14 protein-coding genes are annotated in these 17,414 nt (G+C 61.3%); 8 read left to right on the top strand and 6 right to left on the bottom strand.

What is annotated here, in order from left to right:
- Positions 1-23: 23 nt before the first annotated feature.
- The 6 genes from accC to acuI form a co-directional block, all read right to left on the bottom strand.
- A complete protein-coding gene (accC, locus tag ACJ8HN_RS17765) occupies positions 24-1,373 on the bottom strand; it encodes an acetyl-CoA carboxylase biotin carboxylase subunit (RefSeq protein WP_004936886.1) in 1,350 nt (449 codons plus the stop codon).
- Between the two features lie 12 nt (positions 1,374-1,385).
- Positions 1,386-1,853: an acetyl-CoA carboxylase biotin carboxyl carrier protein gene (gene accB / locus ACJ8HN_RS17760; RefSeq protein ID WP_033636178.1), complete on the bottom strand. Its 468-nt coding sequence runs from the start codon at positions 1,851-1,853 to the stop codon at positions 1,386-1,388.
- Between the two features lie 32 nt (positions 1,854-1,885).
- A complete protein-coding gene (gene aroQ, locus ACJ8HN_RS17755; RefSeq protein WP_004936891.1) occupies positions 1,886-2,338 on the bottom strand; it encodes a type II 3-dehydroquinate dehydratase in 453 nt (150 codons plus the stop codon).
- A 287-nt stretch (positions 2,339-2,625) separates the two neighbouring features.
- Complete coding sequence (msrQ, locus tag ACJ8HN_RS17750; protein ID WP_041036869.1) at positions 2,626-3,225, bottom strand: protein-methionine-sulfoxide reductase heme-binding subunit MsrQ; 600 nt, start codon at positions 3,223-3,225, stop codon at positions 2,626-2,628.
- Complete coding sequence (gene msrP / locus ACJ8HN_RS17745) at positions 3,226-4,227, bottom strand: protein-methionine-sulfoxide reductase catalytic subunit MsrP (RefSeq protein ID WP_442523766.1); 1,002 nt, start codon at positions 4,225-4,227, stop codon at positions 3,226-3,228.
- Between the two features lie 156 nt (positions 4,228-4,383).
- Entirely contained in the window at positions 4,384-5,361 is a 978-nt protein-coding gene (acuI, locus tag ACJ8HN_RS17740; RefSeq protein ID WP_047570383.1) for an acrylyl-CoA reductase (NADPH), read from the bottom strand.
- A 205-nt stretch (positions 5,362-5,566) separates the two neighbouring features.
- On the opposite strand from acuI, the gene csrD reads away from it, so the two are divergent.
- From csrD to nit1, 8 genes are all read left to right on the top strand, one after another.
- The gene (gene csrD, locus ACJ8HN_RS17735; RefSeq protein ID WP_442523765.1) at positions 5,567-7,501 is read left to right on the top strand and encodes an RNase E specificity factor CsrD; all 1,935 of its coding nucleotides are present in this window, start codon (positions 5,567-5,569) and stop codon (positions 7,499-7,501) included.
- Positions 7,502-7,914: 413 nt separating this feature from the next.
- On the top strand, positions 7,915-8,958 hold the full coding sequence (gene mreB / locus ACJ8HN_RS17730; protein WP_003855260.1) for a rod shape-determining protein MreB: 1,044 nt from the start codon (positions 7,915-7,917) through the stop codon (positions 8,956-8,958).
- A 94-nt stretch (positions 8,959-9,052) separates the two neighbouring features.
- Positions 9,053-10,078, top strand: coding sequence for a rod shape-determining protein MreC (mreC, locus tag ACJ8HN_RS17725; RefSeq protein WP_033636173.1), 1,026 nt, complete (start codon positions 9,053-9,055; stop codon positions 10,076-10,078).
- The gene (gene mreD, locus ACJ8HN_RS17720) at positions 10,075-10,563 is read left to right on the top strand and encodes a rod shape-determining protein MreD (RefSeq protein WP_004936918.1); all 489 of its coding nucleotides are present in this window, start codon (positions 10,075-10,077) and stop codon (positions 10,561-10,563) included. Before mreC ends, mreD begins: the two co-directional genes overlap by 4 nt.
- 10 nt (positions 10,564-10,573) lie before the next feature.
- On the top strand, positions 10,574-11,158 hold the full coding sequence (locus tag ACJ8HN_RS17715) for a Maf family protein (protein ID WP_060422806.1): 585 nt from the start codon (positions 10,574-10,576) through the stop codon (positions 11,156-11,158).
- Positions 11,159-11,196: 38 nt separating this feature from the next.
- Positions 11,197-12,666 (top strand): ribonuclease G, encoded by a 1,470-nt coding sequence (gene rng / locus ACJ8HN_RS17710; RefSeq protein ID WP_016930237.1) that lies wholly within the window; start codon positions 11,197-11,199, stop codon positions 12,664-12,666.
- Positions 12,667-12,753: 87 nt separating this feature from the next.
- Positions 12,754-16,557 (top strand): AsmA2 domain-containing protein YhdP, encoded by a 3,804-nt coding sequence (gene yhdP, locus ACJ8HN_RS17705; protein WP_442523764.1) that lies wholly within the window; start codon positions 12,754-12,756, stop codon positions 16,555-16,557.
- The gene (gene nit1, locus ACJ8HN_RS17700; protein ID WP_033636170.1) at positions 16,554-17,414 is read left to right on the top strand and encodes a deaminated glutathione amidase; all 861 of its coding nucleotides are present in this window, start codon (positions 16,554-16,556) and stop codon (positions 17,412-17,414) included. Before yhdP ends, nit1 begins: the two co-directional genes overlap by 4 nt.

Here is a 17,414-nt window from a genome sequence, read left to right as displayed (position 1 = left end):
GTCAGACGATGCTGCGTGCTGCCTTAGGTTTCCTGCAGACCCAGCTTCTTCTCCAGATAGTGGATGTTGGTGCCACCGTGCTGGAAGTTTTCGTCGTTCATGATCTTCTGCTGCAGCTCAACGTTGGTTTTGATGCCGTCGATGATCAGTTCAGCCAGGGCGTTTTTCATGCGGGCAATCGCCACGTCACGGTTTTCGCCGAAGGTGATCAGTTTGCCGATCATGGAGTCATAGTACGGCGGTACGGTATAACCGGCGTAGATATGAGATTCCCAACGCACGCCGAAACCGCCTGGCGCGTGGAAGCGGGTGATCTTGCCCGGGCTCGGCAGGAAGGTGTTCGGATCTTCGGCGTTGATGCGGCATTCTACCGCGTGGCCGTGGATCTTCACTTCTTCCTGTTTGATCGACAGCGGCTGACCGGCAGCGATGCGCAGCTGCTCTTTGATCAGATCCACGCCGGTGATCATTTCGGTAACCGGGTGCTCTACCTGAATACGGGTGTTCATTTCGATGAAATAGAACTCGCCGTTTTCATACAGGAACTCGAAGGTACCCGCGCCGCGGTAGCCGATTTCCACGCAGGCTTTCGAGCAGCGCTCGCCGATGTAACGGCGCATTTCGCTGGTGATGCCCGGCGCCGGCGCTTCTTCGACCACTTTCTGGTGGCGGCGCTGCATGGAGCAGTCGCGCTCGGCCAGATAGATGGCGTTGCCCTGGCCGTCGGCCAATACCTGAATCTCGATGTGGCGCGGATTCTCCAGGTATTTTTCCATGTACACCATGTCGTTGTTGAAAGCCGCTTTGGCTTCCGCTTTCGTCATGTTGATGGACTGCTCAAGGTCTTTGTCGCTGCGCACCACGCGCATGCCGCGACCGCCGCCGCCGCCGGAGGCCTTGATGATCACCGGATAACCGATGCGCTTGGCGAAGGCACGGTTTTTATCCATGTCGTCGGTCAGCGGGCCGTCGGAGCCAGGTACGCACGGCACGCCGGCTTTCTTCATGGCGTTGATCGCGGAAACCTTGTCGCCCATCAGGCGGATGGTCTCGGCTTTCGGGCCGATAAAGATGAAGCCGGAGCGTTCAACCTGCTCGGCGAAGTCGGCGTTCTCGGACAGGAAGCCGTAGCCCGGGTGGATTGCCACCGCGCCGGTGATTTCCGCCGCCGAGATGATGGCCGGGATGTTCAGGTAGCTTTTTACCGATGGCGCAGGACCGATGCAGACGGTCTCGTCGGCCAGCAGCACGTGTTTCAGATCGCGGTCGGCCGCGGAGTGAACCGCAACGGTCTTGATGCCCAGTTCTTTACAGGCACGCAGGATGCGAAGCGCGATCTCGCCGCGGTTGGCGATAACAATTTTATCAAGCATGGGGGCGCCTCGTTATTCGATGACGACCAGCGGCTCGTCATATTCGACCGGCTGGCCGTTTTCCACCAGGATGGCTTTCACGACGCCGGACTTGTCCGCTTCGATCTGGTTCATCATTTTCATGGCTTCAACGATGCACAGGGTATCGCCGGCGTTCACTTTCTGGCCCACTTCAACGAAGGCTTTCGCGTCCGGGCTTGGGGTGCGGTAGAAGGTGCCTACCATTGGGGAACGAACGACGTGGCCACTCACGGCCGCCGGTGCTGCAGGGGTTTCTGCCGCAGGCGCGGTGGCAACGGCGTTAGCCAGGGCTGGCTGCTGCTGTGCCGGCATCGCGTAGGCCTGCTGCATGACGGGATAAGCCTGCGCCGGTGCGGCACGGCTGATGCGAACCGATTCTTCGCCTTCAGAGATTTCCAGTTCAGAAATGCCTGATTCTTCAACCAGTTCGATCAGTTTCTTGATTTTACGAATATCCATGAGTGTGATTCCGTACTCTTTTTGTGGAGCAATTAGTGGGTTTTCGACAGACGGTTAACCGCTGCCTGTAAAGCGAAAGCGTAGCCATCCGCGCCGAGGCCGCAAATCACGCCTACCGCTACGTCCGAGAGATAAGAGTGATGGCGGAAAGGTTCGCGGGCGTGCACGTTGGACAGGTGGATCTCGATGAACGGGATCTGCACCGCCAGCAACGCATCGCGCAGCGCCACGCTGGTGTGCGTGAACGCCGCCGGATTTATCAGAATGAAATCGGTGTTGCCGCGCGCCTGATGGATGCGATCGATCAACTGATGCTCGGCGTTGGACTGCAGATGGCTCAGGGTAATATCCAATGCGGATGCCTGGTTTTCCAATCCGTTAACAATCTCTGTCAGCGTCGTGCTGCCGTACTTCTCCGGCTCACGCGTCCCCAGCAGATTGAGATTGGGGCCGTTCAGAAGCAAAATGTGAAACTTATCCGCCATTGTGCTGGTATCTCCGGCAATAAAACCATCATCGTAGAAAATAACCCGATGTTATCGATTTGTCACCTGTTAAGGGGCAAATTCACCCTGAGAACAGAAACAAGGTCGGGCATTATAACGATATCGTAGCAATTCGCAGCTAAATACTGGTCTTATCAGCGAAGATATTCAACCCCAAATCGACGAGCTCGGGGATCCGTGACAGGAATATGAGCGCTGGAACACAGAAAAAGTTCCCGCCGGCGGCGCACGTTTTTCCGTACCAATAACGCGCGCCGCCGCGTAGTTCAGCGCCACCAGGCGCGGAATTTCTTGTAGCGCAGGCCCAACAGCGCCACCGCCAGCAGCGCGTAGATGAACGGCTGGGGGGAAAACGTTTTGACCGACCACAGGTAGTGGATGGGGGCGAGGATCGCCGCCAGATAGACGAAGTTGTGCAACAGTTGCCATTTGGCGCCCAGTTTGCGCATCGCCCACAGCGTCGAGGTGGCCGCCAGCGCCAACAGGATCAGCCAGGTGAGGATGCCGAGCGTCAGATAAGGGCGGTTCACCAGCTCGCTGCCCAGCAGGCCGAGGTTGCTTAGCCCCAGTTCCAGCGTGGAGTAGCTTATCAGGTGCAGCGTGCCCCAGGCAAAGCACCACAGCCCCACCAGGCGGCGGCAGCGGATCAGCAGCGGCTGGCGGGCGTAGCGCGCCAGCGGGGCGATAGCCAGCGTGGCCAGCAGCAGTTTCAGCGTCATCCTGCCGGTAAAATGCTGGATGTCCTTGGACGGATCGGCGCTGAACCAGCCTTGATCCACCGCCAGCACCAGCCAGAGAAAGGGCAGAAACGCCGCCAGATGCAGGGCGGCTTTCAGCCATTTAATATGAACAGGCGTCAGGCGCACTTAGAAATTCTCCCGCAGATCCATGCCGCGATACAGCGACGCCACCTGGTCGGCATAGCCGTTGAACAGCAGCGTCGGTTGGCGTTTGACGTCGAGAATGCCGCCGGAGCCGATGAAACGCTCGGTAGCCTGCGACCAGCGCGGATGATCGACGTGCGGATTCACGTTGGCGTAAAAACCGTACTCGTTCGGCGCGGATTGGTTCCAGGTGGTCGGCGGCCGATCGCGCACCAAACGGATATGCACGATCGATTTGATGCCTTTGAAGCCGTATTTCCACGGCGTGATCAGCCGCAGCGGCGCGCCGTTTTGCGGCGGCAGGGTTTTGCCGTACACGCCGACGGTCAGCAGCGCCAGCGGATGCATCGCCTCGTCCAGCCGCAGCCCTTCGACGTAGGGGTATTTCAGGCCGCCGCCGATAAAGCGATCTTTCTGGCCGGGCATCTGCTCCGGATCGTACAGCGTCTGGAAGGCCACGTAGCGCGCGTTGCCGTTCGGTTCGGCCAGCTTGATAAGCTTGCCCAGTTCGAAACCGATCCACGGCACCACCATCGACCAGGCCTCGACGCAGCGCATGCGGTAAATGCGCTGTTCCAGCGGGAAACGCTTCATCAGATCGTCGATATCCAGCGTTATCGGCTTCGCCACTTCGCCGTCGATGCGCACTTTCCAGCCTTCGGTTTTCAGCCCGCCGGCGTTGGCGGCCGGATCGGCCTTGTCGAGGCCGAACTCATAGAAGTTGTTGTAGCCGGTGACCTTGTCTTCCGGCGTCATCGCCAGCTGCGCCTGCCAGGCGGCCGGTTTGTTGAATTCCAGCGCTTTGCCCGGTGGTGCCTTGGGGCGATCGTTGCCCTTGAACCACGACAGCAGGTCCGCCTGTGCGCCGGTGGGCAGCGCCAGCGAAGCGGCGGTGATGCCGAGCGCCTGCAGCACCTTGCGCCGCTGGTGGAATACGCTCTCCGGCGTGACGTCGGCCTCGGTCAATTTGGGGTGTTTGTTCATGCTTATGTTCTCCGCGACTGATTCCCGCCGTTCGCGAGCGGCTGACGGGTCTTCATGAAATAAGCATGGCGCTAAAGGCGGCCGGAAGCGAGGGGACGCGGGAAAATATGAAATTTCGCAGAAGCGGGCGATCCCCCCGTCGCCGGGGGGATCGGGTCAGCGGATTTTCACCAGGGTGCGGCCGGTGATTTGGTTGTTCAACAGCGCGGCGGCGGTGGCCGGCGCCTGCTCGAGGGAGATTTCGTGCGTGGCCTGCTGATAGAAGCTGTCCGGCAGAATGCCGGCCAGCCGTTCCCAGGCGGTTTGGCGGCGATGCAGCGGCGTATGCACCGAATCCACGCCCTGCAGGCGCACGTTGCGCAGAATGAACGGCATCACGGTGGTCGGCAGCTGATAACCGCCCGCCAGGCCGCAGGCGGCGACGGTGCCGTTATAGTTCATCTGCGCCAGCACCCGCGCCAGCAGTTTGTCGCCGACGGTGTCCACCGCGCCGGCCCACAGCTGTTTCTCCAGCGGACGCGGCATGTCGATATAGCCATCGCGCGGCATCACCTCTTTGGCGCCGAGCGCTTTCAGGTAGTCGGTATTGCTGTCGCGGCCGCTGATGGCGGTCACCCGGTAACCCAGCGCCGCCAGCAGGGCGATGGCGGTGCTGCCCACGCCGCCGCTGGCGCCGGTGACCAGGATATCGCCGTCGTCCGGGTGCACGCCGCCTTCCTCCAGCGCCATCACGCACAGCATGGCGGTAAAGCCGGCGGTGCCGATGATCATCGCCTTGCGCTCATCCAGGCCGTTCGGCAGCGGCACCAGCCACTCACCGGAGACGCGCGCCTGCTCGGCCAACCCGCCCCAGTGGTGTTCGCCCACGCCCCAGCCGGTGAGCACCACGCTTTGCCCCTCTTTGAAGCGATCGTCGCGGCTGTGGCGCACGGTGCCGGCGAAGTCGATGCCCGGCACCATCGGGAAGTTGCGCACGATCTTGCCTTTGCCGGTGATCGCCAGCGCGTCCTTGTAGTTCAGGCTGGACCAGTTGATGTCGACGGTGACATCGCCTTCCGGCAACCGATCGCTGTCGATATCTTTGATATGAGCCAGAGTTTGGTCGTCTTGTTGTTCCAATAACAGTGCACGCATGTCACTCTTCCTCTCGTTTACACTTTTCTATTCAATGGCTGAATCACAGTTATTTGACTATATGCATAATAAGCGGCCCAAGTCCTGATAAAGGACAAAAATGGCGCTTGCAGGTTTAATTCCTCGGCAAGGCTTGTTAGGGTTGGACGGCCCCTTTTAGCTAAAGGGTGAACACTCACTTAACCATAGCGGACAAGGCACAGGGATGCGATTTACCACCAAACTCTCTGCATTGATCACTCTGTTGGTCGCGCTGGCGATGTTTTTGATGCTGATGGGATGCTCATACAGCTTCTTTTACGTTACCCAGGATCGCCAGGAGCGCCGTTTGGATTCGCTGGTCACCACTCTCGATCAAGCCATGCTGAGCGAGCCGCCGCAGGAGCAGGAAAAATGGTTGCCGATCGTCATGCGCACGCTCGGCATCGTGTCGATCCGCATAGAGGCCGGTAGCAGCCAACTGCTCGACTATCAATTGCCGACGCAGGAAAAAGAGCGCTGGGATGCGCTGAACGGCTATCGTCAGGTCTCGCGTCCCCTGTTGCAGCATCCGGGCAGCACGCTGCACATCACCTACCGCGACCCCTTCGCCAGCGACGTGCGCACGCTGCAATCCACCGCCGCCGTCACGCTGTCGATCGTCGTGATGGTGGTGGTTTTGCTGTTCAGCCTGCGCTGGCTGCGTGAGCAGGCCGACGGCGAAGATCGTCTGGAACGCCGCGCACGGCGCATTCTGAACGGCGAACGCGAAAACGTCATGCAGGGCGACGTGCGTGAGTGGCCGGCCAATGTCAGCGGCGCGCTCGACCGCCTGCTGGCCGATCTGGCGGAAGCGCGGGAAGAGCGCAGCCGGGTCGATACGCTGATCCGCGCCTTCGCCGCGCAGGACGCCAAAACCGGGCTCAATAATCGCCTGTTCTTCGATAACCAGTTGACCACTCAGCTGGAAGACGAAGGCTCGCACGGCATCGTGATGATGGTGCGGCTGCCCGATTTCGAGACCCTGCGCGAGACGCACGGCAGCGTGGCGGTGCAGGAACTGATGTATTCGCTGGTCAATCTGCTGTCTACCTTCGTGATGCGCTATCCGTCGGCGCTGCTGGCGCGCTACTTCCACAGCGATTTTACCGTGTTGTTGCCGCATCGAACCCTGAAGGAGGCCGACGGCATCGCCTCACAGCTGGTCAACGCCATCGATGCCTTGCCTTCCACGGCGCTGATCGACCGCGAGGCCTTCCTGCACATCGGCATCGTGGCGTACCGCAGCGGTCAAACCACCGAGCAGGTGATCGATTATGCGGAGCAGGCGACGCGCCACGCTACGCTGCAGGGCGAAAACGGGTGGTATGTGTACGACAGTCAGGTGCCGGAAAAGGGGCGCGGCAGCGTCAAATGGCGCACGCTGCTGGAACAGGTGCTGGCGCGCGGCGGCCCGCGGCTGTATCAGAAACCGGCGGTGACCGTGGGGGGCGAGGTGCACCATCGCGAGATCATGAGCCGGATCTATGACGGCACCCAGGAATTGCTGCCGGCGGAATATATGCCGCTGGTGCAGCAGCTCGGGCTGGCGGAAAGTTACGATCGCCAACAGGTGAGCCGCATCATTCCCTTGTTGACGCAGTGGCCCGAGGAAACGCTGGCGTTTCCGCTGTGCGTGGACTCGATTTTGCAGCGCTCTTTCCAGCGCTGGCTGCGCGATACATTGCTGCAGTGCGAAAAAAGTCAACGTCGGCGAATTCTGATTGAACTTGCGGAGGCAGATGTGTGTCAACATATCGACCGTTTGCGTCCGGTGCTGAGGCTGTTGTCAGGGCTGGGCTGCCGCCTCGCGGTGTCCAAAGCGGGTTTAACCGTGGTCAGTACGTCCTATATCAAGTCGCTGCAGGTGGAGATCGTCAAGCTCCACCCGGGATTGGTGCGGAGCATCGATAAGCGGGACGAAAACCAGCTGTTCGTGCAGAGCCTGACCGGCGCCTGCGCGGGCACGCGCGCGCAGGTGTTCGCCGCCGGCGTACGCACGCGCAACGAGTGGCAGACGCTGAAAGAGCGTGGGATCCACGGCGGGCAGGGCGACTTTTTCGCGCCGCCGGAACCGATCGACGCGGGGCGTAAAAAATATTCACGTCGTTATCGCGTTTAAGCTGATTGCCGGACAAAAATTGACGTAGAATGAGCGCCGGATCCATCTGGGCCATGTCACCCGTCATTTTGGAGTTTTCTCCAATCTGCCTGCGACAACGACGCCTATTTGAGATAGGCTCTTGTCAGCTTTTATCTGGTTGGCGTTGGTAGGTGCTTACCATCGGCGGCAATCAGGGAATATGTTAGATTTTATGAGCTGTGTTACGCCGTTTCGTGCGTTGACAGGGTGGTAAACTGAGCCTTTGTTCAGGGAATTCAGGCCTCATCCAATTTCCGTGCATTCGAGCAGAAACAATACAGACTATTTTTCACCGAAGTAGAACGTTTTTGCGCCTTGTCGCTGCTTCGTGTGGTTGGTAAAGTAGGCGGATTTTATTTTCCGCCCCCAGCTTGCAGGATTATCCTTTCGTTATGTTTAAGAAATTTCGTGGCATGTTTTCCAACGACTTGTCCATCGACTTGGGTACCGCCAATACCCTGATTTATGTTAAAGGGCAAGGCATCGTACTGAATGAACCTTCGGTGGTTGCCATTCGTCAGGATCGTGCCGGCTCCCCAAAGAGCGTCGCGGCCGTCGGTCATGACGCCAAACAGATGCTGGGCCGCACCCCCGGCAACATCGCGGCTATTCGCCCGATGAAAGACGGCGTGATCGCCGATTTCTTCGTGACCGAAAAAATGCTGCAGCACTTTATCAAACAGGTTCACAGCAACAGTTTCATGCGCCCAAGCCCGCGCGTGCTGGTCTGTGTGCCGGTCGGCGCGACCCAGGTTGAACGCCGCGCTATCCGCGAGTCCGCCCAAGGGGCCGGCGCGCGTGAAGTGTTCCTGATTGAAGAGCCGATGGCGGCGGCGATCGGCGCTGGTCTGCCGGTCTCCGAAGCGACCGGTTCCATGGTGGTGGATATCGGTGGCGGTACCACTGAAGTGGCGGTGATCTCGCTGAACGGCGTGGTGTACTCCTCTTCCGTACGCATCGGCGGCGACCGTTTCGATGAAGCCATCATCAATTATGTGCGCCGCAACTACGGCTCGCTGATCGGCGAAGCGACCGCCGAGCGCATCAAGCACGAAATCGGTTCTGCCTATCCGGGCGACGAAGTGCGCGAAATCGAAGTCCGCGGCCGTAACCTGGCCGAAGGCGTACCGCGCGGCTTTACCCTGAACTCCAATGAAATCCTCGAAGCCCTGCAAGAGCCGCTGACCGGCATCGTCAGCGCGGTGATGGTTGCGCTGGAGCAGTGCCCGCCAGAATTGGCCTCCGACATTTCCGAACGCGGCATGGTATTGACCGGCGGCGGCGCGCTGCTGCGCAACCTCGATCGCCTGCTGATGGAAGAAACCGGCATCCCGGTCGTGGTGGCGGAAGATCCGCTGACCTGCGTGGCGCGCGGCGGCGGCAAGGCGTTGGAAATGATCGACATGCACGGCGGCGATTTGTTCAGCGAAGAATAGTCAGCCCCTGGAAGGAGGAATCGTATCGGATGAATGCGCACAGCGAGAATCGGGTACGGTTCCTCTTTCTGTTGTCGAGGAACTCGCATAATTTATGAAGCCGATTTTTAGCAGGGGGCCTTCCCTGCAACTGCGACTTTTTTTGGCGGTGATCGCGGCCATTGGCCTGATCGTTGCCGACAGCCGGCTCGGCACGTTCGTGAAGATACGCAACTACATGGACACCGCAGTCAGCCCTTTCTATTTTCTGGCCAACGGGCCGCGTAAAGTTTTGGACAGCGTGTCAGAAACGCTGGCCACCCGCCAACAGCTGGAGCTGGAAAACCGTGCTCTGCGGCAGGAACTGCTGCTGAAAAACAGCGATATTCTTCTTCTTGGCCAATTCAAGCAGGAAAACGCCCGCTTGCGCGAGCTGCTGGGTTCTCCGCTGCGCCAGGACGAACACAAGATGGTCACCCAGGTGATCTCCACCGGCTCCGATCCTTACAGCGATCAGGTGGTGATCGACAAAGGGTCGGATAACGGCGTCTATGAAGGCCAGCCGGTGATCAGCGACAAGGGCGTGGTCGGCCAGGTGGTGGCGGTGGCGAAAGTCACCAGCCGCGTGCTGCTGATCTGCGACGCCTCGCACGCGCTGCCGATCCAGGTGCTGCGCAACGATATTCGGGTGATCGCCGCGGGCAGCGGCTGCGCCGACGATCTGCAACTGGAGCACCTGCCGAACAACACCGATATCCGCGTTGGCGACGTGCTGGTCACCTCCGGCCTCGGCGGCCGCTTCCCGGAAGGCTATCCGGTGGCGGTGGTTTCCTCGGTCAAGGTCGATAACCAGCGCGCTTACACCGTGATTCAGGCGCGGCCGACCGCCGGTCTGCAGCGCTTGCGCTACCTGCTGCTGCTGTGGGGCGCCGATCGCAACGGCGACATGCCGCTGCCGCCGGACGAAGTGCACCGCGTGGCCAATGAACGCCTGATGCAGATGATGCCGCAGGTGCTGCCGCCTGCCGGCTCCGTCGGGCCGCAGCTGCCGGCTCCGGCCACCGGGGTGGCGCCGCAAACCGCGGCTCCGGCCTCTGTCCAGCCCCAAGCTCAGCCTGCCGCGGCGGGAGTGGTGCCATGAACAGCTACCGCAGCCACGGGCGCTGGATAATCTGGCTGTCGTTCCTGGTGGCGTTGGTGCTGCAAATCATGCCGTGGCCGGAGCAGATCTACATGTTCCGGCCCTCCTGGCTGGTGCTGATCCTGATCTACTGGGTGATGGCCTTGCCGCACCGGGTCAACGTCGGCACCGGCTTCGTGCTGGGGCTGATCATGGATCTTATCCTCGGCTCCACGCTGGGCGTGCGCGCGCTGGCGCTGGGCATCATCGCCTATCTGGTGGCGTTCAAATTCCAACTGTTCCGCAATATGGCGCTGTGGCAACAGGCGCTGATCGTCGTGCTGCTGTCGCTGTCGATGGACGTGGTGGTGTTCTGGGCTGAGTTTTTAGTGATCAACGTCTCTTTCCGCCCAGAGGTGTTCTGGAGTAGTGTGGTAAACGGCATTTTGTGGCCGTGGTTATTCCTGTTGATGCGCAAAATCCGCCGTCAGTTCGCCGTACAGTAAGGGTATCTCAATGACTTCGCTTTATCTGGCCTCCGGCTCCCCACGTCGACGTGAACTGCTGACCCTGCTCGGCGTGTCGTTCGACATTTTGCTGACGCATACCGAAGAGCAGCGCCGGGAAGGCGAAGCCGCCGAAGCCTATGTGCGCCGCCTGGCGCAGGACAAGGCCAAAGCCGGCGTAGCGCTGGCGCAGGAAGATCGGCCGGTGCTGGGCGCCGACACCATCGTGGTGCTCAACGGCCGGGTGCTGGAGAAGCCGCGCGACGAAGCCCATGCGGCGGACATGCTGGCGGCGCTGTCCGGCAAGCAGCATCAGGTGATGACGGCGGTGGCTATCGCCGATCGCGACGACGTGCGCTGCCAGCTGGTGGTGACCGACGTGACGTTCCGCAGCCTGTCACAACAGGATATCCGCGACTATATTGCTACGGGCGAACCGATGGATAAGGCGGGCGCCTATGGAATTCAAGGAAAGGGTGGTTGTTTCGTCAGAACGATAACCGGGAGTTATCACGCGGTGGTTGGTCTGCCGCTGGTCGAAACACATGAGCTGCTCAGTAATTTTGTCGCATTACGTGATGTAAGAACCGGTTGATGGGCGCTGCCATTATCGACCGGCTCTGAGGAGAAGGCATGACAGCTGAGCTACTGGTTAATATCACACCGTCTGAAACGCGGGTCGCCTATATCGATGGCGGCATTCTGCAAGAGATCCATATCGAGCGCGAATCCAAACGCGGCATCGTCGGCAACATCTATAAAGGGCGCGTCAGCCGCGTCCTGCCGGGGATGCAGGCGGCGTTCGTCGACATCGGCCTGGACAAGGCCGCCTTCCTGCACGCCTCCGACATCATGCCGCATACCGAATGCGTCGCCGGCGACGAGCGGAAAAACTTCCACGTGCGCGACATCGCCGAGCTGGTGCGCCAGGGGCAAGACCTGATGGTGCAGGTGGTGAAAGATCCGCTCGGCACCAAGGGCGCGCGCCTGACCACCGACATCACGCTGCCTTCGCGCTATCTGGTCTTCATGCCGGGCGCGGCGCACGTCGGCGTTTCGCAGCGCATTGAAAGCGAAGCCGAGCGCGAGCGCCTGAAAGCCATCGTTGCGCCGCACTGCGACGAGCTGGGCGGTTTTATCATCCGCACCGCGGCGGAAGGCATCGGCGAGGAAGAGCTGGCGCAGGACGCCGCGTTCCTCAAACGCCTGTGGACCAAGGTGATGGAGCGCAAGAAGCGCAACCAGACCAAATACAAGCTGTACGGCGAGCTGGCGCTGGCGCAGCGCATCCTGCGCGATTTCGCCGGCGCGGCGTTGGATCGCATCCGCGTCGATTCGCGGCTGACGCACGATCTGCTGGTGGAGTTTACCGGCGAGTACATTCCGGACATCACCAACAAGCTCGAACTCTATACCGGCAGCCAGCCGATTTTCGATCTGTACGATGTGGAAAACGAGATCCAGCGCGCGCTGGAGCGCAAGGTGGAGCTGAAGTCCGGCGGCTATCTGATCATCGATCAGACCGAGGCGATGACCACCGTTGACATCAACACCGGCGCCTTCGTCGGCCACCGCAACCTCGACGAAACCATCTTCAATACCAACATCGAGGCGACGCAGGCCATCGCGCGCCAGCTGCGGCTGCGTAACCTGGGCGGCATCATCATCATCGACTTTATCGATATGAACAACGAAGAGCATCGCCGCCGGGTGCTGCACTCGCTGGAGCAGGCGTTGAGTAAAGATCGGGTAAAAACCACGATCAACGGCTTCTCTCAGCTAGGCTTAGTTGAAATGACGCGTAAACGCACGCGTGAAAGCATTGAACATGTGCTCTGTCACGATTGTCCTACTTGCAATGGGCGCGGCACCGTGAAAACGGTGGAAACCGTGTGCTACGAGATCTTGCGCGAGATTGTGCGCGTGCACCATGCTTACGATTCCGATCGCTTCCTGGTGTACGCCTCCGCGGCGGTCGGCGAAGCGTTGAAGAGCGAAGAGTCGCATGCGCTGGCCGAAGTGGAGATCTTCGTCGGCAAACAGGTGAAGGTGCAGATCGAACCGTTGTACAGCCAGGAGCAGTTCGACGTCGTCATGATGTAGCCCGTCCGACATCGTAAGGGCCCGGCATGCCGGGCCCGTCAGTGCATAGATATTCCCGTTGCCAGGCAGCGGAGCAAGGAGAACTGCGTGAGGCGACTGCCTGGGATTCTGTTAGCAACAGGCGCCACCCTAATCGTGATTGTGGCGCTGCTGATCAGCGGGCTGCGCCTGATGCTGCCGAAGCTGAACGACTACCGTCCCCAACTGCTGGCGCAGGTGGAGAAGCTGTCCGGCGTGCCCGTGCAGATGGATTTCCTGCAGGGCAGCTGGGAAACGTTCGGCCCACAGCTTGAAATGCGCAACCTGAGCGCCACGCTGCCCAAAAGCGATGTGCATATCGAACGCGTGACGCTGGCGCTGGACGTGTGGCAATCGCTGCTGCACTGGCGCTGGCAGTTCCGCGATCTGACCTTCTATCAATTCCGCCTCGATCTGAACGCCACGCTGGGCGGCGATCGGCAGGGCGAAGGCCTTGAGCCGGGCAAAATCGGCGATCTGATGCTGCGCCAGCTCGACCATTTCGATCTGCGAGACAGCCGTATCTCGTTCCTGACGCCCGCCGGCGCGCGCGCCGAATTCGACATTCCCCAACTGACCTGGCTTAACGGCCGCGAGCGCCACCGCGCCGAGGGGCAGATCAGCCTGTCGACGCTGAACGGCCAGCACGGCGTGGTGCAGCTGCGCATGGACCTGCGCGATAATCAGGGCCTGCTGGACACCGGCACGGTCTATCTGCAGGCCGATAACATCGACATGAAACCCTGGTTTACCCGCTGGCTGCGCGTCAACACCGGGCTGGAAAGCGCCGACTTCAGCCTGGCGGCCTGGCTGCAGGTGCAGAACGGCGAGATTGCCGGCGGCCATGCGTTGCTCAAGCAGGGGGCGGCCAACTGGGATACCGGCGCCGCGCAGCACCGGCTGGACGTGGACAATCTGGCGTTGTCGCTGCGCCGCCAGGGCACCGGTTGGCAGCTCGACGTGCCGCAGCTGCGGTTGAGCACCGACGGCCAGGCCTGGCCGCAGGGCGCGCTATCCGCGCTGTGGCTGCCGGAAAACACCGAATTCATGGGGCCGGCGCAGAATGAAGAGCTGCGGGTGCGCGCGACTAACCTTCAGCTGGAGCGCCTGTCGGCGCTGCTGCCGACCTTCTCGTTCCTCAGCCCGGACGTGCTCGATCGCTGGAACGATCTGCAGCCGCAGGGGAAGATGGAGGCCTTGGCGCTGGACATCCCGCTGAAGCAGCCGGAAAAGAGCCGTTTCCAGGCGCTGTGGCGCGATGTTAGCTGGCAGCGTTGGGAGCTGCTGCCCGGCGTCAACCACTTCTCCGGCGCGTTGAGCGGCGGGGTGGAGAACGGCCGCCTGACGCTGGGGCTGGCAGGCAGCACCTTGCCTTACGGCGATATGTTCCGTGCGCCGCTTGAAATCAGCAGCGCGCGCGGCGCGCTGACCTGGCGTTACAACGATCAAGGCTGGGAGCTGGCGAGCCAGGGGCTGGACGTCAAGGCGAAGTCGCTGTGGGTCAACGGCGATTTCCGTTATCAGCAGCCGGCCAAGGGCGATCCGTGGCTGAATATCCTGGCGGGCATCCGCCTGTATGACGGCGCCGAGGCCTGGCGCTATTTCCCGGAACCGCTGATGGGCAAGCATCTGGTGGACTACCTGAGCGGCGCCATTCAGGGCGGCCGGGTGGATAACGCCACGCTGATTTATTCCGGCGATCCGCAGCACTTCCCGTACCGTAAGAACGAAGGGCAGTTCGAAGTCTTCGTGCCGCTGCGCCACGCCACCTTCCAGTTCCAACCGGGCTGGCCGGCGCTGACCGATTTGGCGATCGACCTCGACTTCGCCAACGAGGGATTGTGGATGCATGCGCCGCAAACCCGGCTGGGCAAGGTGGCGGGCAAAAATATCAGCGCGGTGATCCCGGATTACCTGAAAGAGCGGCTGCTGATCGACGCCGAAGTCGCGGGTGCGGGCAGCGATGTGCACGACTACTTCATGCAGACGCCGCTGCACGATTCGCTGGGGGCGGCGCTGGATCAGCTGCAGATTGGCGGTGATGTCAGTGGGCGCTTACATCTCGATATTCCCCTGGACGGCGAGCAGGTCAGAGCCACCGGTGAAGTGGCGCTGAACAACAATTCGTTGCTGATCAAGCCGCTGGACAGCGAACTGCAAAAGCTCAGCGGCAAGTTCCGCTTCGACAACGGCAACCTGCAGAGCGACCCGCTGTCGGCCACCTGGTTCGGGCAGCCGGTGGCGCTCAACTTCACCACCCAGGAAGGCGAGCGTGACTACAAGGTCAACGTCGGCCTGAAGGGCGACTGGCAGCCGGGCAAGTTCCCCGGCCTGCCGAAAGAGGCCGCCGATGCGCTCAGCGGCAGCGCGCCCTGGCAGAGTCAGGTGGCCATCACGTTGCCGCATCAGGGCTCGGCCAGCTACGATATCGGCCTTGACGCAGACCTAAGGAAAGTGAGCAGTCACTTACCTTCGCCGCTGGACAAGGCGCCGGGCGAAGCCTTGCCGGTGAACGTCAAGGTCAAAGGCGGTCTGAACGGCTTCATGTTGACCGGCAGTGCGGGCAAGCAGAACCGCTTCAACAGTGAATGGAGCTTCGACAAAAAACAGGTGAATCTGGCGCGCGCCGCCTGGCGAACCAACGGTGGCGGCACGCCGCCGCTGCCGGCCGGCAAGTCGATGACGCTGAACCTGCCGGCGCTGGACGGCGAGCAATGGCTGGCGCTGCTGGCGCCGGCGCTGAAACAGGGCGGCGGCAGCGGTCAGGTGGGCGGTTTCAGCTTCCCCACCACCGTGGCGCTGACCACGCCGCAGCTGCTGTTGGGCGGCCAGGCTTGGCATAAGCTGACGCTGTCGGCCGAAAGACAGCTGGGCGCCACCGTGGTGAGCGCCAAGAGCGATGAAGTGGACGGCAGCCTGCGGGTGGCCGATCGCGGGCCGTGGCGCGCCGATATCAACTACCTGTACTACAACCCGCAGTTCGCCGAGACGAAAAGCGCGGCGGGTTCGCCGCCACCGCCGCCGGAGAAAGTCAGCTTCCGCGACTGGCCTTCGCTGATGCTGCGCTGCAAGTCGTGCTGGGTGCTGGGGCAGAACCTCGGCAAGGTCGAGGCGGATCTGAGCAATCGGGGCGATACCCTGACGCTGGATCACGGCCTGGTCGATACCGGCAAAGGGCGCATGAGCGCCACCGGCCTGTGGAAGCAGAACGCGCAGGAAGAGCGCAGCTCGCTGAAAGGCAAGCTGCTCGGCGGCAAGATCGATGAAACCGCCGCCTTCTTCGGCATCACCATCCCGCTGAAAGGCGCGCCTTACGACGTGGACTTCGATTTGTACTGGCGCGGCGCGCCGTGGCAGCCGCAGGTCAATACGCTGAGCGGCGCGCTGCAGGTCAAAATGGGCAAGGGCGAGATCGACAGCATGGGCGGCGGCCGCGCCGGCCAGCTGCTGCGACTGGTCAGCTTCGACGCCTTGCTGCGCAAGCTGCAGTTCGATTTCAGCGATACCTTCGGCAAAGGCTTCTACTTTGATTCCATCCGCAGCACCGCCTGGCTGAAAGATGGCATAATGCATACTGATAATCTATTGATCGACGGCCTGGCGGCGGATATCGCCATGAGTGGCCAGATCGATCTGGCGCGCCGCCGCATCGATATGGAAGCGGTGGTGGCGCCGGCGATTTCGGCGACGGTCGGCGTGGCCACGGCGTTTGTCGTTAACCCGATCGTCGGCGCGGCGGTGTTCGCCGCCTCGCAGGTGCTGGGGCCGCTGTGGAGCAAGATTTCGCTGATTCGTTACCATATCAGCGGCGATCTCGACCAGCCGAAGATCAATGAGGTACTTCGTAAGGCAAAGGAGGATAAGGCGTCATGAGGAATGCTAACGTTGCGTTGTTGCAGTTGTGCAGTGGCGATCAGGTGCGCGATAACCTGGCCCAGATTGAACAGCAGATCAAGCAGCTCAATGCCGGGGTAAAACTGGTCATGACGCCGGAGAACGCGCTGCTGTTCGCCAACTCCGCAGCCTATCGCCAACAGGCGGAAAAACAGGGCGATGGCCCGCTGCAGAACGCGGTGCGCGAACTGGCGCGCCGCTATGGCGTGTGGTTGCTGGTGGGCTCGATGCCCTTGATCAGCCGCGAAAACCCGGAGCTTATCACCACCAGCAGCCTGTTGTTCGACGATCAGGGCGAGATCCGCGCCCGCTACGACAAGCTGCACATGTTCGATGTGGACATCAACGACGCGCACGCCCACTACCGCGAGTCGGATACCTACCAACACGGGCAGCATCTGACGGTGGTGGATACGCCGGTCGGGCGTTTGGGCATGACCATATGCTACGATCTGCGCTTCCCCGCGCTGTTCCAGGCGCTGCGGGCGCAGGGCGCTGAACTGATTTCGGTGCCGGCGGCCTTTACCCGGGTCACCGGCGAGGCGCATTGGGAAATCCTGCTGCGCGCCCGGGCGATCGAAAACCAGTGCATGATCCTGGCGCCGGCGCAGGTGGGGCGCCACGGGCCGACCCGCCGCACCTGGGGCCACACGCTGGCTGTCGACGGCTGGGGCAAGGTGCTGGCCGAGAACCCGGACGCCGTGGCGGCGCTGAAGGTGCGCGTGGACACCACAAGCCTGCAGCCCCTGCGGCAACAGATGCCGGTGCTGCAGCACAACCGATTCCAGACGTCGCTGACGGCGCCGTCTGACACGTTATCCTCCAATCAAGAGTGA

It is taken from the genome of Serratia sp. CY29653 (genome assembly GCF_052169255.1).
GTDB classification, from domain to species: domain Bacteria; phylum Pseudomonadota; class Gammaproteobacteria; order Enterobacterales; family Enterobacteriaceae; genus Serratia; species Serratia sarumanii.
Note: the sequence above shows the minus strand (reverse complement) of the source record. Positions and strands in the feature narration are given on the sequence as shown.